The 19,488-nt window shown below is 71.7% G+C and carries 16 protein-coding genes; 8 read left to right on the top strand and 8 right to left on the bottom strand.

Annotation, left to right across the window (positions count from 1 at the left end; all coding sequences use genetic code 11):
* Positions 1-4: 4 nt before the first annotated feature.
* A complete protein-coding gene (locus ACIPM1_RS23300; protein WP_402437577.1) occupies positions 5-1,273 on the top strand; it encodes an ATP-binding protein in 1,269 nt (422 codons plus the stop codon).
* A 104-nt stretch (positions 1,274-1,377) separates the two neighbouring features.
* On the opposite strand, the gene ACIPM1_RS23295 is transcribed toward ACIPM1_RS23300, so the two are convergent.
* Positions 1,378-1,923, bottom strand: a complete 546-nt coding sequence (locus ACIPM1_RS23295) for a GtrA family protein (protein WP_402437575.1) — start codon at positions 1,921-1,923, stop codon at positions 1,378-1,380.
* Between the two features lie 207 nt (positions 1,924-2,130).
* On the opposite strand from ACIPM1_RS23295, the gene ACIPM1_RS23290 reads away from it, so the two are divergent.
* The 3 genes from ACIPM1_RS23290 to ACIPM1_RS23280 are packed head-to-tail and all read left to right on the top strand — an operon-like array spanning position 2,131 to position 4,981.
* The gene (locus tag ACIPM1_RS23290; protein ID WP_402437574.1) at positions 2,131-3,270 is read left to right on the top strand and encodes a 5-(carboxyamino)imidazole ribonucleotide synthase; all 1,140 of its coding nucleotides are present in this window, start codon (positions 2,131-2,133) and stop codon (positions 3,268-3,270) included.
* Entirely contained in the window at positions 3,267-3,797 is a 531-nt protein-coding gene (gene purE, locus ACIPM1_RS23285; RefSeq protein WP_402437572.1) for a 5-(carboxyamino)imidazole ribonucleotide mutase, read from the top strand. The genes ACIPM1_RS23290 and purE overlap by 4 nt, the downstream gene beginning before the upstream one ends.
* Before the next feature lie 5 nt (positions 3,798-3,802).
* The gene (locus tag ACIPM1_RS23280; protein WP_402437570.1) at positions 3,803-4,981 is read left to right on the top strand and encodes a dipeptidase; all 1,179 of its coding nucleotides are present in this window, start codon (positions 3,803-3,805) and stop codon (positions 4,979-4,981) included.
* Positions 4,982-5,221: 240 nt separating this feature from the next.
* Here the strand turns inward: ACIPM1_RS23280 and ACIPM1_RS23275 are convergent, their stop codons facing one another.
* Positions 5,222-5,578 (bottom strand): VOC family protein, encoded by a 357-nt coding sequence (locus ACIPM1_RS23275; RefSeq protein WP_356188562.1) that lies wholly within the window; start codon positions 5,576-5,578, stop codon positions 5,222-5,224.
* A gap of 127 nt (positions 5,579-5,705) precedes the next feature.
* Here ACIPM1_RS23275 and ACIPM1_RS23270 point away from each other — a divergent pair, with 127 nt between their 5' ends.
* Positions 5,706-6,212: a CGNR zinc finger domain-containing protein gene (locus ACIPM1_RS23270; protein WP_402437567.1), complete on the top strand. Its 507-nt coding sequence runs from the start codon at positions 5,706-5,708 to the stop codon at positions 6,210-6,212.
* Between the two features lie 140 nt (positions 6,213-6,352).
* Here ACIPM1_RS23270 and ACIPM1_RS23265 read toward each other — a convergent pair whose 3' ends face one another.
* Positions 6,353-7,696 carry a UDP-glucose/GDP-mannose dehydrogenase family protein gene (locus ACIPM1_RS23265; RefSeq protein ID WP_356188558.1) on the bottom strand — a complete coding sequence of 448 codons (1,344 nt, stop codon included), beginning with the start codon at positions 7,694-7,696 and terminating at the stop codon, positions 6,353-6,355.
* Between the two features lie 189 nt (positions 7,697-7,885).
* Here ACIPM1_RS23265 and ACIPM1_RS23260 point away from each other — a divergent pair, with 189 nt between their 5' ends.
* A complete protein-coding gene (locus ACIPM1_RS23260; RefSeq protein WP_356188556.1) occupies positions 7,886-9,043 on the top strand; it encodes an acyl-CoA dehydrogenase in 1,158 nt (385 codons plus the stop codon).
* 435 nt (positions 9,044-9,478) lie between these two features.
* On the opposite strand, the gene ACIPM1_RS23255 is transcribed toward ACIPM1_RS23260, so the two are convergent.
* Positions 9,479-10,786 carry an LCP family protein gene (locus tag ACIPM1_RS23255; protein WP_402437564.1) on the bottom strand — a complete coding sequence of 436 codons (1,308 nt, stop codon included), beginning with the start codon at positions 10,784-10,786 and terminating at the stop codon, positions 9,479-9,481.
* Between the two features lie 92 nt (positions 10,787-10,878).
* Here ACIPM1_RS23255 and ACIPM1_RS23250 point away from each other — a divergent pair, with 92 nt between their 5' ends.
* Positions 10,879-11,463 carry an acyl-CoA thioesterase gene (locus ACIPM1_RS23250; RefSeq protein ID WP_402437562.1) on the top strand — a complete coding sequence of 195 codons (585 nt, stop codon included), beginning with the start codon at positions 10,879-10,881 and terminating at the stop codon, positions 11,461-11,463.
* An 86-nt stretch (positions 11,464-11,549) separates the two neighbouring features.
* Here ACIPM1_RS23250 and ACIPM1_RS23245 read toward each other — a convergent pair whose 3' ends face one another.
* Positions 11,550-13,040 carry an LCP family protein gene (locus tag ACIPM1_RS23245; RefSeq protein WP_402437560.1) on the bottom strand — a complete coding sequence of 497 codons (1,491 nt, stop codon included), beginning with the start codon at positions 13,038-13,040 and terminating at the stop codon, positions 11,550-11,552.
* A 127-nt stretch (positions 13,041-13,167) separates the two neighbouring features.
* Here ACIPM1_RS23245 and ACIPM1_RS23240 point away from each other — a divergent pair, with 127 nt between their 5' ends.
* On the top strand, positions 13,168-14,196 hold the full coding sequence (locus tag ACIPM1_RS23240) for a glycosyltransferase family 2 protein (RefSeq protein WP_402437558.1): 1,029 nt from the start codon (positions 13,168-13,170) through the stop codon (positions 14,194-14,196).
* Between the two features lie 88 nt (positions 14,197-14,284).
* On the opposite strand, the gene ACIPM1_RS23235 is transcribed toward ACIPM1_RS23240, so the two are convergent.
* The 3 genes from ACIPM1_RS23235 to ACIPM1_RS23225 all read right to left on the bottom strand — a co-directional run bounded on the left by ACIPM1_RS23235 (position 14,285) and on the right by ACIPM1_RS23225 (position 19,345).
* Positions 14,285-15,961 carry an LCP family protein gene (locus tag ACIPM1_RS23235; RefSeq protein ID WP_402437556.1) on the bottom strand — a complete coding sequence of 559 codons (1,677 nt, stop codon included), beginning with the start codon at positions 15,959-15,961 and terminating at the stop codon, positions 14,285-14,287.
* A gap of 76 nt (positions 15,962-16,037) precedes the next feature.
* Positions 16,038-17,822 (bottom strand): LCP family protein, encoded by a 1,785-nt coding sequence (locus tag ACIPM1_RS23230; RefSeq protein WP_402437554.1) that lies wholly within the window; start codon positions 17,820-17,822, stop codon positions 16,038-16,040.
* A gap of 227 nt (positions 17,823-18,049) precedes the next feature.
* Complete coding sequence (locus ACIPM1_RS23225; protein ID WP_402437552.1) at positions 18,050-19,345, bottom strand: LCP family protein; 1,296 nt, start codon at positions 19,343-19,345, stop codon at positions 18,050-18,052.
* Positions 19,346-19,488: the final 143 nt, after the last annotated feature.

The raw sequence follows: 19,488 nt of genomic DNA, 5'->3' as shown, positions 1-19,488 counted from the left end.
GGACATGCGCCGCCGACTGATCCAGTCCACGCTCGCCGTGGTGCTCGTCGTGATCGCCGTCTTCGGCGTCTCCCTGGTGATCGTGGAGACCCGCACGATCAGCAACAGCGCCCAGGAACGGGTCGACTCCGAGGCGCTGCGGCTCGCCAGCATCGTGGACAGCCGGCTGCTCGGCGCCGAGACGGTCAACGCGCAGATCCTCAAGGAGCAGGTCACCGACAGCCCGTACGCCGTGATCCGGATCCCGGGGCAGCGTGCCATCGAGGTCGGCGCCAGGCCGGCCGGCAAGGTGATCCGCTCCACGGCCCGGGGCGAGCAGGGCGAGACGGTCACCGTCGAGGAGCCGCGCTCCTCGGTGACCCGCGAGGTCGGCCGCACGCTGCTGATCATCGGCCTGGTGGCGCTGCTCGCGGTGGTCGCCGCGGTGCTGCTCGCGATCCGCCAGGCCAACCGGCTCGCCTCCCCGCTGACCGACCTCGCCGAGACCGCCGAACGCCTCGGCTCCGGCGACCCCCGCCCCCGCCACAAGCGCTACGGCGTGCCGGAGCTGGACCGGGTCGCGGACGTCCTGGACTCCTCCGCCGAGCGCATCGCCCGGATGCTGACCGCGGAGCGGCGCCTGGCCGCCGACGCCTCCCACCAGCTGCGCACTCCGCTGACGGCGCTGTCCATGCGCCTGGAGGAGATCACCCTCACCGACGACCCGGACACGGTGAAGGAGGAGGCGAACGTCGCGCTCACCCAGGTGGAACGCCTGACCGACGTGGTGGAGCGGCTGCTGACCAACGCCCGCGACCCGCGCACCGGCTCCGCCGTCACCTTCGACCTCGACGAGGTCATCCAGCAGCAGCTCGCCGAGTGGCGCCCCGCCTACCGCAGCGCCGGCCGGGCGATCGTCAGCTCCGGCAAGCGGCACCTCCAGGCGGTGGGCACGCCCGGCGCGGTCGCGCAGGTGCTGGCCGCGCTGATCGAGAACTCCCTGATGCACGGCGGCGGCACGGTGGCGCTGCGCACGCGCGTGACCGGCAACCAGGCGATCGTGGAGGTCACCGACGAGGGGGTCGGCGTCCCCGCCGACCTCGGCGCGCGGATCTTCGAGCGCACGATCAGCGGCCGCAACTCCACGGGCATCGGCCTCGCTGTGGCCCGGGACCTCGCGGAGGCCGACGGGGGCCGCCTGGAGCTGCTCCAGGCCCAGCCGCCGGTGTTCGGCCTGTTCCTCTCGCGCACCCCGCCCAGGAAGCAGTCGGACGAGCACCTGACGGTGCGCTGACCGCCGACGGGTTGAGCCCCTCTTCTCCGGCCCGGCGGAAGACTGCGACCCGGCGTCGGCGGAAGACCGCGAACCGGTGCCGGCGACAGGCCCGCGAGCCGGCTCTAGCGGAAGGCCCGCGAGCGCGACCGGGCGGACTCCGTCTCCAGGATCGACTCCGCGTCCGCCACGGCCACCCGGCCCGGCAGGGCGCGGAACACCCAGGTGCGGTACGACCAGAAGCGGAACAGGGTCGCCACGGCGATGCCGAGGAACTTGAAGACGTTGCTCTGCAGCGGGCTGTCCCAGCCGAAGCCGTACGTCGCCAGGTAGAGCACCCCGTTCTCGATCACCAGGCCGACCACGCTGAACAGCAGGAACAGGGTCAGTTCCTTGGTGCGGCCGCTCTTGTCCCGGTCCCGGTAGGTGAAGTAGCGGAAGCCGATGTAGTTGAAGACGATCGAGACGACGGTGGCGATCACGCTCGCCCGCACCACCTGGAGGCCGGTCATGTGCCGTACCAGGTTGAACACGAGCAGGTTGACCAGCAGGCCCGCGCCGCCCACCGCGCCGAACTTGGCGATCTCGCGCCAGAGCCGGTCGACGCGCTGCCTCAGCACGCTGCGGGGCGTCGCGGGGGCCGGTCGAAGCCCCGAGGAACCACGTCCCATGGTCGCAAAGGCCCCCGTCCGGTCGGTTTCGTCAACCCAGCCATGCTAACCAGCGGCCCGTGGCGGCGCCCGCGGACGGCAACACCGATGGGCAACAGGTCGGAAAGAGTCCCGCAAAAGGCGGGAAAGAAACCCCGAAACGGTCGGCGGGGGGCGCGTGGCGGGCGCCCGATCCGGTACGGCCGGCGCGGCCGATACCCTAGGAGCGTGACGTTTCCTGTAGTCGGCATGGTCGGCGGTGGCCAGCTCGCTCGTATGACCCACGAGGCGGGCATCCCGCTGGGCATCAGGTTCAAGCTCCTCAGTGACACTCCCCAGGACTCCGCGGCGCAGGTGGTGAACGACGTCGTCGTCGGCGACTATCGCGACCTCGACACGCTGCGCGCGTTCGCGCGGGGCTGCGACGTGATCACCTTCGATCACGAGCACGTCCCCACCGAGCATCTGCGCGCCCTGGAGGCGGACGGCATCCCCGTGCGCCCCGGGCCCGACGCGCTCGTGCACGCCCAGGACAAGGGTGTGATGCGCGCCAGGCTGGACGCGATCGGCGTGCCCTGCCCGCGGCACCGGATCGTCTCCGACCCCGCGGACGTGGCGGCCTTCGCCGCGGAGGGGGAGGGCTTCCCGGTGGTCCTCAAGACCGTCCGCGGCGGCTACGACGGCAAGGGCGTGTGGGTCGTCGGCTCCGTCGAGGAGGCCGCCGACCCCTTCCGCGCGGGAGTCCCGGTCCTGGCCGAGGAGAAGGTCGACTTCGTCCGGGAACTGGCCGCCAACGTCGTGCGCTCCCCGCACGGCCAGGCGGTGGCGTACCCGGTCGTGGAGTCCCGCCAGGTGGACGGCGTCTGCGACACCGTGATCGCCCCGGCGCCCGACCTGGACGAGGAGCTCGCGCTGCGCGCCGAGCAGCTGGCCCTGACCGTCGCCAAGGAACTCGGCGTCGTCGGCCATCTCGCGGTCGAGCTGTTCCAGACCCGCGACGGCCGCATCCTCGTCAACGAGCTGGCGATGCGCCCGCACAACTCCGGGCACTGGACCCAGGACGGCGCGATCACCTCGCAGTTCGCCAACCACGTCCGCGCCGTCCTCGACCTGCCGCTGGGCGACCCGCGCCCGCGCGCGGGATGGACGGTCATGGTCAACGTCCTCGGCGGCGACTACCCGGACATGTACTCCGCGTACCTGCACTGCATGGCACGCGACCCGCAGCTCAAGATCCACATGTACGGCAAGGACGTGAAGCCCGGCCGCAAGGTCGGTCACGTCAACACCTACGGCGACGACCTCGACGACGTGCTGGACCGCGCCCGTCACGCTGCCGGCTACCTGAGAGGCACCATCACCGAATGAGCCCTGTTGTTGGCATCGTCATGGGGTCGGACTCCGACTGGCCGATCATGGAGGCCGCCGCCCAGGCCCTGGACGAGTTCGAGATCGCGTACGAGGTCGACGTGGTCTCCGCGCACCGGATGCCGCGCGAGATGATCGCGTACGGCGAGCAGGCCGCCGACCGCGGCCTGAAGGTGATCGTCGCGGGCGCCGGCGGCGCCGCCCACCTGCCCGGCATGCTCGCCTCCGTCACCCCGCTTCCGGTCATCGGCGTCCCCGTCCCGCTGAAGCACCTCGACGGCATGGACTCGCTGCTGTCGATCGTGCAGATGCCCGCCGGGGTCCCGGTGGCGACCGTGTCCGTCGGCGGCGCCCGCAACGCCGGCCTGCTCGCCGCCCGGATCCTCGCCACCCACGACGACGAGCTCCTCGGCCGGATGCGGGAGTTCCAGCAGGACCTCAACGACCAGGCCACCGAGAAGGGCAAGCGGCTGCGCGCCAAGGTCGACGGCGGCTCCGGCGGCTTCGGCTTCGGCACGGGGAAGTGACCGCGGTGAGCTCCCTGGAGACCGCGCGGGAACTCCTGCGCGAGTTCCCGGTCGTCGACGGTCACAACGACCTGCCCTGGGCCCTGCGGGCCCAGGCCGGCTACGACCTCGACGTCCTCGACATCGCCACCCACCAGCACGACCACCTGCACACCGACATCCCCCGCCTGCGCGAGGGCGGCGTCGGCGCGCAGTACTGGTCGGTGTACGTGCCGGCGGACCTGCCCGAACCGGTGCCGGCCACGCTGGAACAGATCGACTGCGTACGGGAGCTGCTGACCCGCTACGCGGCCGACCTGGCCCCCGCTCTGACGGCCGCCGACATGACGCGGGCGCGCCGGGACGGCCGTATCGCCTCGCTGATGGGCGCGGAGGGCGGCCACTCCATCGCGAACTCCCTCGGCACGCTGCGCGGGCTGTACGCGCTCGGCGTCCGCTACATGACCCTCACCCACAACGACAACGTGGCGTGGGCGGACTCGGCGACGGACGAGCCCGGCGTCGGCGGCCTGTCCGCCTTCGGCCGCGAGGTGGTCCGGGAGATGAACCGCCTGGGCATGCTGGTCGACCTGTCCCATGTGGCGGCGACGACCATGCGCGACGCGCTGGACGCCACGTCCGCGCCGGTGATCTTCTCCCACTCCTCGGCGCGCTCCGTCTGCGACCACCCGCGCAACGTCCCGGACGACGTGCTGGAGCGGCTGCCCGCGAACGGCGGCATGGCGATGGTGACGTTCGTGCCGAAGTTCGTGCTCCAGGCCGCCGTCGACTGGACGGCCGCGGCCGACGAGAACATGCGCGCGCACGGCTTCCACCACCTCGACACCACCGCGGAGGCGATGAAGGTCCACCGGGCCTTCGAGGAGCACACCCCGCGCCCGGTCGCCACCGTCTCCACGGTGGCGGACCACCTCGACCACATGCGCGAGGTCGCGGGCATCGACCACCTCGGCATCGGCGGCGACTACGACGGCACGGCCTTCACCCCGGACGGCCTGAACGACGTCTCCGGCTACCCCAACCTGCTGGCCGAACTCCTGGACCGCGGCTGGTCCAAGGCCGACCTGGCCAAGCTGACCTGGGAGAACGCGGTCCGGGTGCTGGGCGCGGCGGAGGACGTGGCCCGGGACCTCCAGGCCACACGCGGGCCGTCCCACGCGACCATCGAGGACCTCGACGGCTGACCGGCCCGCGGGTGTCACGCGGGCGATACGGCGGTACGGCACTCCGTGGCGCCGTACCGCCGTATCAACGCCCCCGCCCGACAGGAAAGCTCCTTCGGCGCCGTGCGACGGTGGCGGAGGGGCCCCGCCCGAGCCTGCCGAGGTCAGCGGGCGCGTAGGCGGTCACCGGCGCGGAGCCGGGCAGGGGGGGGCGCGGTGACGGCCGACAGCCCCGGAGGCGGTCGGCCGTCGCGGAGCCCGTCAGCAGGCGCAGAGGCAGAACGGGTGCCCGGCCGGGTCCGCGTACACCCGGAAGCTGCGGCCCTCCTGCCGGTCCAGCGGCTTCGCGCCGAGCGCCAGCACCCCCCGCTCGGCCGCGTCCAGGTCCTCGACGACCAGGTCCAGGTGGAACTGCTGCGAGGCGTCGGCCGCGGGCCACTTCGGCGGGACGAATCCCGGCGCCTCCTGGAAGGCCAGCGACTGCCCGCCGGGCACCTTGAGGTCGACCCAGCGGCCCCCGTCCTCGACGGTCCCGCCGAGCACCTCGGCGTAGAAGTCCGCGAGCGCGCGCGGGTCGGGGCAGTCCAGGACGACGACACCCAGCTTGGCGAGAGCCATGACTTCCTCCCAGTGACGGATAGCGGAGTGCGGGTTACCCGTAGAATCGGTTTACCGGTAACTGTTACCGCATGGTCCCCTATTGCGGGTAACGCCGCAACCGTATGTGCGAGGTACCGTCGCTGCCATGAGTGAGAGATCGCCCGCGCCCGGGGGCCTGGCTCTGCTGGAGTCCCTGGTCAACACGCTGGACGTCGAGACGGGGGCCGACTCGCTCGACACGGCGGACGGCCGGGCGCGCCTCGGGATCACCGAGGCGGAGCTGCCGCGGGCACGCGAACTGCGCGAGTCGCTGCGCGCCGCGCTCCTCGCCCACGCCGGACATCCGCCGCACCGCACGGTGACCCCGCTGGGCGAGCTGCTGGCGGGCGCCCCGCTGCTGGTCGCGGTCGACGAGCGGGACGGCTCGGCCGCCCTGGCCCCGGCCGACGGGGGGCCGCTGGCCTCCCGGATCGCGGCGGCCGTCGCCGAGGCGCTGGTCGCGGGCACCTGGAGCCGCCTCAAGGCCTGCGAGGCCGCGACCTGCCACTGGGCGTACTACGACCGCAGTCCGGCCGGCCGCGGCCGCTGGTGCTCGATGCGGGTGTGCGGGGCGCGCGCCAAGATGCGCCGCTACCGGGCGAGGGAGGCGTGAGGGGACGAGCGGCGTGATCCACAGGCGGTTCACCGGCCACGGGGAGCCCTGGTGGTGCAGAATGCGACAAGACGCCGGTTCGGCCGACTGAGCCTCGGCCGAACCGGCGTCCTCCGTCGGGTCCGCGGCCGGACAGGTCCCTACGCGGTGGGGCGGCCCATCGCCCGGTAGGTCCACCCGGCCCGCCGCCACAGCTCCGGGTCCAGCGCGTTGCGCCCGTCGAGGACGAGCCGCGCGGACACGACCTCGCCCAGCTCCGCCGGGTCCAGCTCGCGGAACTCGCGCCACTCGGTCAGGTGCAGGACGACGTCGGCGCCCCGGACCGCCTCGAGCGCGGAGCCGGCGTAGCCGAGGGTCGGGAAGAGGCGGCGGGCGTTGTCCATGCCCTTGGGGTCGTAGACCGTGACCTGGCCGCCCTGGAGGTGTATCTGGCCGGCCACGTTCAGCGCCGGCGAGTCGCGCACGTCGTCCGAGTCGGGCTTGAAGGTCGCGCCCAGGACCGCGACCCGCTTGCCGAGGAACGAACCGCCGCCCAGCGCCTCCCGGGCCAGCTCCACCATCTGGCCGCGCTGGCGCATGTTGATGGAGTCGATCTCGCGCAGGAACGTCAGCGCCTGGTCGGCGCCCAGCTCGCCGGCGCGCGCCATGAAGGCCCGGATGTCCTTGGGCAGGCAGCCGCCGCCGAAGCCGATGCCGGCCCGCAGGAACTTCCGGCCGATCCGGTCGTCGTACCCGATCGCCTCCGCCAGCCGGGCCACGTCGCCGCCCGCCGCCTCGCAGACCTCGGCCATCGCGTTGATGAAGGAGATCTTGGTGGCGAGGAAGGAGTTGGCGGAGGTCTTCACCAGCTCGGCGGTCGGGAAGTCGGTGACCACGAAGGGGGAGCCCTCGCCGACCGGCGTCGCGTAGACCTCGCGCAGCAGCTTCTCGGCCCGCTCGCTGCGCACGCCGACCACGATCCGGTCCGGGTGCAGGGTGTCCTGGACGGCGAAGCCCTCGCGCAGGAACTCCGGGTTCCAGGCCAGCTCCGCGTCCTCGCCCGCGGGCGCCAGCTCGGCGATCGTCCGGGCCAGGCGGTCCGCCGAGCCGACGGGGACCGTCGACTTGCCGACGACCAGCGCGGGCCCGGTCAGGTGCGGGGCGAGCGAGGCGATCGCGGACTCGACGTACGACATGTCGCAGGCGTACTCGCCGTGCTTCTGCGGGGTGTTCACGCAGACGAAGTGGATGTCGCCGAACGCGGCCACCTCGGCGAAGTCCATGGTGAAGCGCAGCCGCCCGCTGGAGCCCTCGATCCCGGCCACGTGCCGGCGCAGCAGGTCCTCCAGACCGGGCTCGTACATCGGGACCTCGCCCCGCTGGAGCATCTCGATCTTCTCGGGCACCACGTCGAGTCCCAGCACCTCGAACCCGAGCTCGGCCATGGCCGCGGCGTGCGTCGCGCCGAGATAGCCGGTGCCGATCACGGTGATCTTGAGGCTCATGGGTGCTCCAGGAGGGACGATGGTGATGCGGTGGACGAGCATAGCCGGGGGTCGCCGGGGCGCTTCGCCGGGCAATCCCCCCGCTGTCGCCAAGCTCACGTATTCACGGCGTGGGCGGCCCTTTAAAATTTGAGTTACTTAACGGTAATTAGCGTCAATCAGTGCGTCGTCTTTGGAGCGTGAGAGACCTTGGCCGGATCGGCTGACTTCGACCTGTACCGCCCGTCCGAGGAGCACGACATGCTCCGCGACGCCGTCCGCTCACTGGCCGAGGCGAAGATCGCGCCGTACGCCGCCGCGGTGGACGAGGAGGCCAGGTTCCCGCAGGAGGCGCTCGACGCGCTCGTCGCCAACGACCTGCACGCCGTGCACGTCCCCGAGGAGTACGGCGGCGCGGGCGCGGACGCCCTCGCCACGGTGATCGTCATCGAGGAGGTGGCCCGTGTCTGCGCGTCCTCCTCCCTGATCCCCGCGGTGAACAAGCTGGGCTCGCTGCCCGTGATCCTCTCCGGCTCCGAGGAGCTGAAGAAGCGGTACATGACCCCGCTCGCCAAGGGCGACGGGATGTTCTCGTACTGCCTGTCCGAGCCGGAGGCGGGCTCCGACGCGGCCGGCATGAAGACCAAGGCGGTCCGCGACGGCGACCACTACGTCCTCAACGGCGTCAAGCGCTGGATCACCAATGCCGGCGTCTCGGAGTACTACACGGTGATGGCCGTCACCGACGCCACCAAGCGCAGCAAGGGCATCTCCGCCTTCGTCGTGGAGAAGTCCGACGAGGGCGTCTCCTTCGGCGCCCCGGAGAAGAAGCTCGGCATCAAGGGCTCCCCGACCCGCGAGGTCTACTTCGACAACGTCCGCATCCCCGCCGACCGCATGATCGGCGAGGAGGGCACGGGCTTCGCGACGGCGATGAAGACCCTGGACCACACCCGCATCACCATCGCGGCGCAGGCCCTCGGCATCGCCCAGGGCGCCCTCGACTACGCCAAGGGCTACGTCCAGGAGCGCAAGCAGTTCGGCAAGCCGATCGCCGACTTCCAGGGCATCCAGTTCATGCTCGCGGACATGGCCATGAAGATCGAGGCCGCCCGCCAGCTGACCTACGCGGCGGCGGCCAAGTCCGAGCGGAACGACTCCGACCTCACCTTCCAGGGCGCGGCGGCCAAGTGCTTCGCCTCGGACGTGGCCATGGAGGTCACCACGGACGCGGTCCAGCTCCTCGGCGGCTACGGCTACACCCGCGACTACCCGGTCGAGCGCATGATGCGCGACGCCAAGATCACCCAGATCTACGAGGGCACGAACCAGGTGCAGCGCATCGTCATGGCGCGCAACCTGCCGTAACAACGCGCGCATGCCGACCCGGCACTGAAGCAGCCCCCGGTGGACACCGGGGGCTGTTTGCGTGCGGGTGCGGGTGCGGGTGCGGGTGCGGGTGCGGGTGCATGGTGCGGCTCGCGGCTCGCGGCTCGCGATACGCGGGGTGCGGGTGCGATCGCGATCGCGATCGCGGGCGCGGGCCGGGGCCCGGCCGGTGCCGCTCACCCGGGCGGCGGTACCGGATCCTGTGGTTCCGTCCGATGGCGCGGGGGCCCGGGCGGGCGTACGACGTAGGGGCGCGGGGCCCGCCCCGGAGATGTGCCGGACGATGGCGGGCGTCGGCATGTGACCGGATCCCCGGCCCGCACGACGGAGCCCCGCGGTCGCACACCGCGGGGCTCTTCCACGCCGTCCCGTCTTCCCGACCGCGGCCCGGTGGTGCGGAGCCGCGCGGGCCGGTCAGTTGCCGGAGACGGTCACCTGCTGGTCGTTGTTCAGCTCGTTCACCAGCGTCTTCACCTTGGCCTTGTCCCAGAGGAGGTTGCCGCCCGAGGAACCCGATATGGGCATGTTCATGGACTTGCCCTCGCCGCCGCTGACGCTCTTCATCGCCCAGAACATGGAGGCCAGGTCCCACAGGCCCATGTCCTTGTCGACGATCAGGGAGTCCAGGCCCGCGCCCATGGTCGGGTAGAGCTTGAACGGGTTCAGCACCGTCGACGGGGTGGCGACCTGGTGGGCCAGGGCCGAGAGGAACTTCTGCTGGTTCTTGGTGCGCTGGAGGTCGGAGGCCGCGAACGCGTGCCGGGTCCGGACGAAGGCCAGGGCCTGCTGGCCGTTCAGGGTCTGCTTGCCCGCCTTGAAGTCCGCGCCGGAGTACTTGTCCTTGAAGGGCTGGTCGATGTTCATCTCGACCCCGCCCACCGCGTCCACGATGTTGGCGAAGCCGGCGAAGCCGATCTCGACGTAGTGGTCGATGTGCAGACCGGTGTTGAACTCGATGGCGCGCACCAGCAGCGTCGGCCCGTCCTCGGCGTACGCGGCGTTCAGCTTCGTGTGCCGGCCCCGGCCCGGGTAGACCTTGCCCGACCCCGACCCCTTGTAGGAGGGGATCTCGACGTCCGAGTCGCGCGGCAGCGAGATCAGCGTGTCGCCGTTGGACCCGACGTGCAGGATCATCATCGAGTCGGTGCGCTTGCCCTCGGCGGAGCCGGTGTGCAGCTTCTTCTTGTCCTCGGCGGACATCCCGGCGCGGCTGTCGGAGCCGACGATCAGGTAGTTCGTGCCGTCGCCGGTGGCCGGCCGGTCGATGACCTTGGACAGGTCGACCTGGCGGTTGAGCTTGGAGTCGGCCCAGAAGTAGGTCGCCACGGTGGCGACCAGGAGCAGGGTGACCAGGGTGGTCAAGGTCAGCCTGATGCGGCGGCCCCAGTTCGCGGGGCGCGGTCCGCGGATGTAGCCGTCGTCCGGTCCGGCGGGACCGCCGCCTCCGGGACGGCCGTAGACCTGGCCGGTGTTGTAGCCGCTGTCGTAGTCGTCGTGGCCCTGGCCGTCGACGTACGACGGCTGCTGCGGGACCCCGTACGGCGGCGCCGAGGGACCGGGGCCGCCCGGGCCGCCCCTGTAGGCGCCGCCCTGCCTGGGCGCCCCCGGGCCGCGCCGCACCTGGCGCATCACGCGGGCGCTCTCAGGCTGCGCGCCGGCACTGCCACGTCCGTAGCGGGGGCCGCGGTTGCTGTCGGACCATCCCTCGGGCCAATCATTCATGGGCCCCAGTGTGCCCGCCCCGGCGGTGTGCCTTACAAGGCCCGTCGGAAAATAAGGGCGCCCCTGTTGCGAAGCTGACACAAATTCCCCCGATGCGGCCGCGGCATAAGGTGGAGGGCATGACACACCAGGCCCCTGCCGTGGAATCCGGAACGACGGATATCCCGGGCAAGCCGACTTCGGCGTCCCGGACCACACTCAGCCACATCATGACCCACAACGACACGAACCTCCTCGGGACCGTGCACGGCGGTGTGATCATGAAACTGGTCGACGACGCGGCGGGCGCGGTGGCCGGCCGGCACAGCGGCGGCCCCGCCGTCACCGCGTCCATGGACGAGATGGTCTTCCTGGAGCCGGTTCGGGTCGGGGACCTCGTGCATGTGAAGGCCCAGGTCAACTGGACCGGCCGGACCTCGATGGAGGTCGGCGTGCGGGTCCTCGCCGAGCGCTGGAACGAGTCCACCCCGGCCACCCAGGTCGGCTCGGCCTACCTGGTCTTCGCCGCCGTGGACGCCGACGGCAAGCCGCGCGCCGTGCCGCCGGTCGTCCCGGAGTCCGAGCGCGACAAGCGGCGCTACCAGGAGGCCCAGATCCGCCGCACCCACCGCCTGGCCCGCCGCCGCGCGATCAGGGAGCTGCGGGAGAAGCGCGCCGCCGAGGGCTACGAGGACTGAGAAAAGGAACACGGGGAGCGCGGCGCACACAGGTCCCGGAAGAGCCCCGGCCGGCACAGCCCCCACAAGCACGGGCCCCGGCCCGGTCAGCGGCAGACGACCTCGTCGCCCGTCACCACCGCCGCGGCCGCCCGGACCGGGTCCTCGACCCGGACCTTGCGCACCTGGCGGAAGTCGGCACCCGCGATCACCTTGAGCATGGCGCCCTGCCCCGGCGCCGCCCGCAGTTCGCTGCCCGGCAGTGCGGCGGCGAGCGACCTCGCCGAGCGGTCCCAGCGCGGGTCGTAGAGCACCACGGTCCGCTTCACCGCCCGCTCCTCGGCGTCCACCGGCGCCCCCGTGGCACGGAACCCGGCCGCCGCCAGCGCGGCGTCCACCCGCCTGCCGAGCCCCATCGTGCGGGTCCCGTTCTCCACCTGGACGCGGATCTCCCGCGGGGCGACCTCCACGGGCACCGGCCGGTTCGGCTGCCGAGGGCGGTGCGCGGCCAGCGGCCGGTCCTCGCGCAGCGCCCGGAAGAGCCGGTCGGCTGCGGCCCGGTCCCACTTCACCGTCGAGCCGAGGCCCTTCACGGAGTACTCGGTCTGCGCGAGCGGGACGGTCGTGAACTCCGACGAGGAGGGGGAGAAGGTCCGCATCGCCCGCCCGAGGTCCAGCAGTTCGTCCGTGTGGAAGCCCTTGTCCGCGCGCACCGAGCCGAGCACCGCGCGGGTCACGTCCCGGAACCTCATCGGGTTGAGGAGCACCCGGGAGGAGGTCGCCCGCTCGATCAGCGCGGCCAGGAAGCGCTGCTGGCGCTTCATCCGGCCCAGGTCGCTGGCGCCGTCGACGTGCCGGGAGCGGACGTACTGCAGCGCCTGGCCGCCGTTGAGCGTGTGCGTGCCCGCGGGCAGGTCCAGGCCCGTGTAGGCGTCCTTCAGCGGTTCGGCGGTGCACATCCGCACCCCGCCCAGGACGTCCACGGTCCGCATGAAGGTGGTGAAGTCGACCTCCAGGTAGTGGTCGATCTTCAGACGGGTCATCTCCTCCACCGTGCGCACGGTGAGGTTCGGCCCGCCCTCCGCGTACGCCGCGTTCAGCTTCACCGGGTGCGCCCCGTGCCGCCTGCCGGTGTTCTGGTCGACGTGCGCGGGGATCTCGGCGAAGGAGTCCCGCGGCAGGCTGACCACGCTGGCCCGCTCCCGGTCCTCCGACAGGTGCACGATCATCATGGTGTCGGTGCAGTGGCAGGGCTGCCCGCCCAGCCGGTACTTGCGCCGCTCCTGCGCGCTGATGCGGTCCCGGCCGTCGGTGCCGACCAGCAGCACGTTCATGCCGTGGCCCGACTGCGGGCGGTTCTTCATGTCCCTGAAGGGGTCGACCCGGGCGATGTCCGCGTCCAGGCTGGAGACGACCGCGTGACCGATCCCGGCGGAGGCGAGCACCACCACCGACAGCGTTGTCACCGCCCGCATGGCCCATCGCGGCCTTCTCCGCCGTACGGGCGCGTGCGGCGGGCCGGACGGACGTGAGGGAACGGGGGACGGCCGCGGTCGCTGCCGCGGCGGCGCGGGAGGCCGGGGCGAAGTGGTGGACATGGGGGACACCTCCGCTTACGGCGTGGGTGGGCACCGTGAGCACCGTAGGCCCATACGATCTGCGGCCCGGTGCGGCGACCCCGGCGCGCGCACCGGTGTCCCCCGTTCGCGGTAACGTGAGCCCCCTATGAACGCCAAGCCCGACGTGCGGCTCCCCGCCGTGTCTGTGATCATGCCCGTCCTGAACGAGGAGCGGCATCTGCGCGGAGCCGTCGAAGCGATCCTCGCGCAGGAGTACGACGGCGAGATGGAGGTGGTGATCGCCCTCGGCCCGTCCGCGGACCGCACGGACGAGATCGCCGCCGCGCTCGTCCGGGAGGACCCGCGCGTGCACACGGTCCCCAACCCGACCGGCCGCACCCCCGCCGCGCTCAACGCCGCGATCAAGGCCTCCCGCCACCCGATCGTGGTGCGCGTCGACGGCCACGGGATGCTCTCGCCGAACTACATCGCCACGGCCGTACGGCTCCTGGAGGAGACCGGCGCGCAGAACGTCGGCGGTCTCATGCACGCCGAGGGCGAGAACGACTGGGAGCACGCGGTCGCCGCCGCGATGACCTCGAAGATCGGGGTCGGCAACGCCGCCTTCCACACCGGTGGGCAGGCGGGCCCGGCCGAGACCGTCTACCTCGGTGTCTTCCGGCGCGAGGCCCTGGAGCAGCAGGGCGGCTACAACGAGGAGTTCATCCGCGCCCAGGACTGGGAGCTCAACTTCCGCATCCGGGAGGCGGGCGGCCTGATCTGGTTCTCGCCGGAGCTCAGGGTCTCCTACCGGCCCCGTCCGAGCGTGCGGGCCCTCGCCAGGCAGTACAAGGACTACGGCCGCTGGCGGCACGTCGTCGCCCGCTACCACGAGGGTTCCATCAACCTGCGCTACCTCGCCCCGCCGACCGCGTTGTGCGCGATCGCTGCCGGGATCGTGGTCGGCGCGGCGCTGACCCCCTGGGGCTTCGTGGTCCCCGGCGGCTATCTGGCGGCGATCCTCGCCGGGTCCGTGCCCGCGGGCCGGGGGCTGCCGCCGAAGGCCCGGCTGCGGATACCGGTCGCCCTGGCCACCATGCACCTGTCCTGGGGCTGGGGCTTCCTCACCAGCCCCCGCGCGCTGGCGCGCAAGGTCATCGCCTCCCGGCGCCCGGCGGTCCTCGCCGCCGACTGACCGCCGCGCACCGGGCCCCTACGCGCCCACCTGCACGAAAGGGCCCCTCCCGTCGCCGGAGAGGGGCCCATTCCCCCGTGTACGGCCGCTACCAGCGGTAGGGCGCGTACACGTCCATGCACTGGCCGGAGTCCGCGCCGTTGAGGGCGTCGGAGTTGCCGGGGAGGTCACCGGCCTTCGGCGCGGACTGCTTCGGGTACGCCGTGCCCGTACGCCAGTCGGCGCCCACGACGACGGTGACGCCCGACACGTCGGTCGATTTCCTCACCGAACTCATGGGAAGACCCAGCGCCTTGGCGACGCTCTGGGCGTCGCCCTCCAGTTCCGCGCTCGGGTAGCGCACCACCGTCTCGTCCGCGGACAGCGCCGCCGAGCCGTCGGCGGTCGCCCGGCCGAAGCCCTTCCGCACGAGCTCCCCGCTGATCGCGCTCGCCCGGCCGCTCACCGGGGCCTCGGTGGCGGTCCGGGTGGCGTTCTGCACCACCACGCCGAGCCGGTCGGCCGGGACCGACGGGTCCTTGACCGCCTCCGCCTCGTCCGACGCCTTCTTCTCCGCGTCCTTCGCACCGGAGGACGTGCCCTTGTCGTCGAAGGGCACGTCGTCGCGGAGCATCCGCCACACCTTCTCGGCGTTGCCGCCGTCCGGTACGACGTGGTCGCGGTTCTGCGGGTCGGCGACGTTGGGCATCGTCGTCATGGTGATGCGGTCCGTCGGGACCGTCTTCAGTTGCATGCCCAGGCCGTACAGCTTCTTGACCGTGCCGATCTCCTCGGAGACCTTCAGCGACTTGGTGGCCGCCTCCGCCAGGTCCATCAGCCGGCCGGTGCCGGTGAAGACGTCCTGGCCCTTCAGCGTGCGGATCATCGAGTTCATGTACATGTGCTGGGCCCGGGCGCGCAGGAGGTCACTGCCCCACGCGTGCCGGGTGCGCAGCCACTGCAGGGCCTGCTCGCCCTTGACCTTGTGGGTCCCGGCCGTCATCTTCAGGCCGGAGCCGCCGGGCACGCCGGGCAGCGGGTGGTCCCACACGTTCTGGTTCACGCAGACCTCGACGCCGCCGATGGCGTCCGCCATCTTCACCACGCCCGCGAAGTCGATCGTCATCCAGTGGTCGATGTAGACACCGGTGAGGTTCTCCCAGGTGGCGAGCGTGCAGCCGGCGCCGCCGCGGGCCAGCGACACGTTGATGATGTCGGTGGTCTCGGGATAGACCCGGCCGGTGTCGGGGTCGGTGCACTTGGGGATGGTGACCCGGGTGTCGCGGGGGATGCTCACCACGGCGGCGCTCTTGCGGTCCGCGGACAGGTGGATCAGCATCTGCACGTCGCCCAGCGGCGGGTTGTTGCGGTTCTCCCGGCTGCCGCCCAGCTTCACGTTCTCGTCGGAGGCACGGCTGTCGGAGCCGATCAGCAGGATGTTCAGGGGCGTCTGGCCGGCCGCGTTCGGCTCGGACCGCTGCGCCTTGGCGTCGCCGCTGCTGCGCTGCCCCTTGCGGATGTTGCCGTTGAGGTGCTCGTAGTAGAGGTATCCGGCGGCCGCCGTGCCAAGTATCAGCAGCGCCAGCGTCGTTGCGGACCAGCGCAGTACGCGGCGCTTGCCGCCGCCCCGGTGGCCGTGGCCGGGCCGCCGGTCCCCGCCTCTGCCCGAGCCGTCGCCGTCCGGCTCCGCCGCGTCCTCCCGCGGCGGCCCGTCCGCCCAGTCCAGACCACGCGCACGCCGGACGTTCGACCGCGTCCCCTCCCCGCGCACACTGCTCTGCGTCATGTCCCCTGCCTCCCCACCCTTGCGCCGCCGACGGGCCTGCCCCGCGCTCTGATAGACGCAAGACAGGCCCGTCAGGTCACTTGGCGCACTGAACCTTGTCCGCTGTGGACTTCTGCACGTCCTCCGGCGCCTTCGTCGGAGGCGTGAGCGGAATGCCCGCACCCTGGAAGTCCTTGCCGAGAGTCAGCGTCATCGCGGGCAGGCCCTGGGAGTTGGTCACGCTCTCGCCCGGCTTCAGCGCCGACCCGGACAGCCCCATGATCGCGGCGAGCTTGCGCGCCTGGGCGGCCTGGTCGGGGGCGTACTCGAGCGTGGTCTTGCTCAGTGCCTGCGGTGCGTTGCCGGCGTTCTCGGACTTCTGCACCCCCTCATTCACCTGCAACCAGGTAAGAGTTTCCTGAGCGCTGCCGGCGACCGCCCCGCCGTTCATGATCCGCACCCGCACCTCGGAGGCGGCCGACTGAGGGCCCTTCAGACGGGCGGCCTCGGCGGCCTTCTCCTTCTTCTTCTGCTGCTTGACCTCCGTGAAGGAGACGTCGTCGCGGACCATCTGGAAGACCTGGGGGGCCGACGGCTTCTTGAGGACCACCGTCGCGTGCACCTTCTCGGCCGGGTTGTCTATCACCGGAACCGTGGTGAAGGTCAGGTTCTTGGGGTTGAGCTTGCCCAGCTCCATGCCCAGGTCCTTGAGCTTGCCGATGCTGTCGATCTTCGAGTCGACGGTCAGCGCCTTGGTGGCCGCCTCCGCGACGTCCACCATCTTCGTCGGGCTGGTGAGCGTGTCGTTGTCCTTCAGCTTCCGCATCAGCGCGCTGAGGAACTGCTGCTGGAGCTGGATGCGGCTCAGGTCGCCGCCGAAGCCGACCGCGTGCCGGGTGCGCACGAAGGCGAGCGCCGTCTCGCCCTCGATGTGCTGCGTGCCCTTCTTCAGATTGAGGTGCGAGTCCTTGTCGTTGATGTCCTTGCCCAGGCACACGTCGACACCGCCGACGGCCGTCGTCAGCGTCTTGATCGCGTTGAAGTCGGCGACCATGAAGTCGTCCGGCTTGATCCCGGTCAGCGCGGTGACCGTGCGCATGGTGCAGCTCGGCGTACGGTCGTCCTGGCCGAGGCTCGTGTTGAAGCGGACGTTGTCCGTGCCCGGGATGACCTTGGTGGAGCCGTCGGGCTGCCGGGTCGGGCAGTCCGGGACGTTGACGATCAGGTCGCGGGGGATGCTCAGCGCGGTCGCGTTGGAGCGGTCCTTGGAGACGTGCAGCAGGATGCTGGTGTCGGCGTGGCCGACGCTGCCCTTGTCGCCGTACTTGTCGTTGCCCTTGCCGGTGCGCTTGTCGGTGCCGATCAGCAGGATGTTGATCGCCTTGTCCTTCTGGAAGCCACCGGTGCTCGCGCCGTCGTCGGAGACGGAGGTGATGTTGTCGTTGAGGTGCTTGATGTAGAGGTAGCCGCCCACCGACGCCGCCACCAGTACGAAGGCGAGCGAACCGCCGGTCCACAGCAGGGCCTTCTTCGCCTTCGACTTCTTCGCCGGGCGGCGTCCGCGCCGCCCCGGCAGCGGCTCCTCCGGCACGGGCCGCCGGCGGCGCGGTTGCGGCACCTCGCGGCCCGGGGCGTCCCGGCCCGGGGCGTCGCGGCCGGGCGCCTGGCGGCCCGGGGCCTCCGCGCGCTGCCGGGCCGGCGCCGTCGCGCTCCGGCCGCGCGCCGCGCCGCCGTTCCGGGAGCCGGCTCTCCGCGGACCCGGAACCGCCGGTTGCGCAGCGGAAGGGGTCAGTCGCAATTCGTATTCGCCGGTGTTCGGATTGAGCACCCACTGGTCTGCGGGGTCGATGTTGTCCGCCCGCCCACGGCCTTGCGCGTCCACGGTTGTCCGATCCTCCGTCGGGGCCACGCGGCGCCTTCCCCCTACAAGGCGCTCAGGTCTGGTCACTCAGTGCACGACCCCAGGAAGGACCTCGCGGCTTGGTGCACCGGATCGCTCACACTATCCGGCCGGTTCGGCCCAGAGCGACGCCGGTGACAAATTGCACGGCCCTACAACCGGGCAATCCGCCCATTTCCTTGGACAAAAGTTCGGCTTTGGCCGTGGCTTTACCCGCAGGAGTCCTCCGCCGCGGTGTTGCCGCGGAACGTGGGCGTGGGAGAGGGTGTGAGCCAGGGGGGAGCGGCGCGCATCCCGTCGTCGGATCTGCCCACGAAAATGTACGCGGCGTAGTCGGCCGACTGCGGAAAAGAATCGCTTTCCCGTGAGGACGGTGAATCCGCGGCAGCCGGATTGCGGCTTTTTGCGCCGGAATCCGATGTGGTTTCCTTCACGACCTCCACGGGAGCGTCCCGGCGCAGTCGCGCGAAGAGTTTTTCGGCGTCCGGCTCCACGAGTTGGTCGCGGTTGGCGTCGTAGACGTACGACTCCCGCGGGACCGTCAGGAACTGGACCCGTTCGGTGGGGATCTTGCGGAGTCCGCGCACCAGGTCGTACAGGCCGCGCAGGCTCGCCAGGCCCGGGTCCGTCGTCAGCGACGAGGTGGCCGCGTCCAGCACCGGATACAGCTTCGCCGGGTTGAGCAGCACGTCGTTGCTCCACACCGTGTTGACGAGGGCGCCGAGGAAGCGCTGCTGACGCTCCATCCGCTCGGTGTCGCTGCCGTCGCCGAGCGACTTGCGGGCCCGGACGTAGCCGAGCGCCTGCTCGCCGTCGAGCGTCACCCGGCCCGCGGGCAGCCGCAGCCTGGCGGCCTTGTCGTCTATGGGCTCGGTGAGGCACACCTCGACGCCGTCGACCGCGTCGACCATCTCCTTGAACGCGCTGAAGTCGATCACGACGTGGTGGTCGATCCGGATGCCCGTCAGCTTCTCGACGGTGCGGATCGTGCAGGCCGAACCCCCCACCGCGAAGGCGGCGTTCAACGCGGTGTACATCGGAGCGGACAGACGGCCGTCGGGGCGGTGGCAGCCGGGCACCCGCACCATCAGGTCGCGGGGCAGCGACACTGCGGTGGCGGTGTGCCGGTCGGCGGCCAGGTGCAACAGGATCGTGGTGTCGGACCGTTCGGTCCCCGAGTCCCGCCCGTACCGGCCGTTGCCGCTCCCCGCGCGCGTGTCCGACCCGATCAGCAGGATGTTCTGCGCGTCCTTCACCAGGGCGCTCGGCCGCTCCTTCTCGTACCGCCGCAGCTCGGCCGCGGCCGCCTCGTCCGCGGTGATGTTGCCGTTGAGCCGGGTGTACACCCCCCACCCCACGCCGGCGGCCACCACGACGAGGACGGCCGCCCCGAGCGCGCCGTACCGCACCCACCGCCGTGGCCGCCCGGGTATGAGCCCCACCGGCCTCCCGGCCCCGGCCCGGTCCTCCGGCGGCCCACCTGGCGTCCCTGCGCTGCGGGTCACGTCTGATCCACCCCCCGTGCCGTAGGAGCGTGCCGTCCTGCCTGCTACGACGATGCCCCGCCCCGGCCACCGGGGCCGGATGCTGCTGAGCCGAACGGGTGAGGGGGAGGCGGCGCGCGGCGGCACTTTCGTGCGGGTGGTGG

Source organism: Streptomyces sp. NPDC086766, from assembly GCF_044746005.1.
Classification (GTDB): Bacteria; Actinomycetota; Actinomycetes; order Streptomycetales; family Streptomycetaceae; genus Streptomyces.
This window is presented reverse-complemented; position numbering and strand designations above follow the sequence as displayed.

Excerpts from the sequence above, each read along its gene's own strand:
- ACIPM1_RS23300 (WP_402437577.1), top strand. The coding sequence starts at position 5 with ATGCGCCGCCGACTGATCCAGTCCACGCTCGCCGTGGTGCTCGTCGTG.
- ACIPM1_RS23295 (WP_402437575.1), bottom strand. The coding sequence starts at position 1,923 with ATGGGACGTGGTTCCTCGGGGCTTCGACCGGCCCCCGCGACGCCCCGC.
- purE (WP_402437572.1), top strand. The coding sequence starts at position 3,267 with ATGAGCCCTGTTGTTGGCATCGTCATGGGGTCGGACTCCGACTGGCCG.
- ACIPM1_RS23275 (WP_356188562.1), bottom strand. The coding sequence starts at position 5,578 with ATGGCTCTCGCCAAGCTGGGTGTCGTCGTCCTGGACTGCCCCGACCCG.
- ACIPM1_RS23270 (WP_402437567.1), top strand. The coding sequence starts at position 5,706 with ATGAGTGAGAGATCGCCCGCGCCCGGGGGCCTGGCTCTGCTGGAGTCC.
- ACIPM1_RS23265 (WP_356188558.1), bottom strand. The coding sequence starts at position 7,696 with ATGAGCCTCAAGATCACCGTGATCGGCACCGGCTATCTCGGCGCGACG.
- ACIPM1_RS23255 (WP_402437564.1), bottom strand. The coding sequence starts at position 10,786 with ATGAATGATTGGCCCGAGGGATGGTCCGACAGCAACCGCGGCCCCCGC.
- ACIPM1_RS23250 (WP_402437562.1), top strand. The coding sequence starts at position 10,879 with ATGCGGCCGCGGCATAAGGTGGAGGGCATGACACACCAGGCCCCTGCC.
- ACIPM1_RS23245 (WP_402437560.1), bottom strand. The coding sequence starts at position 13,040 with ATGTCCACCACTTCGCCCCGGCCTCCCGCGCCGCCGCGGCAGCGACCG.
- ACIPM1_RS23240 (WP_402437558.1), top strand. The coding sequence starts at position 13,168 with ATGAACGCCAAGCCCGACGTGCGGCTCCCCGCCGTGTCTGTGATCATG.
- ACIPM1_RS23235 (WP_402437556.1), bottom strand. The coding sequence starts at position 15,961 with ATGACGCAGAGCAGTGTGCGCGGGGAGGGGACGCGGTCGAACGTCCGG.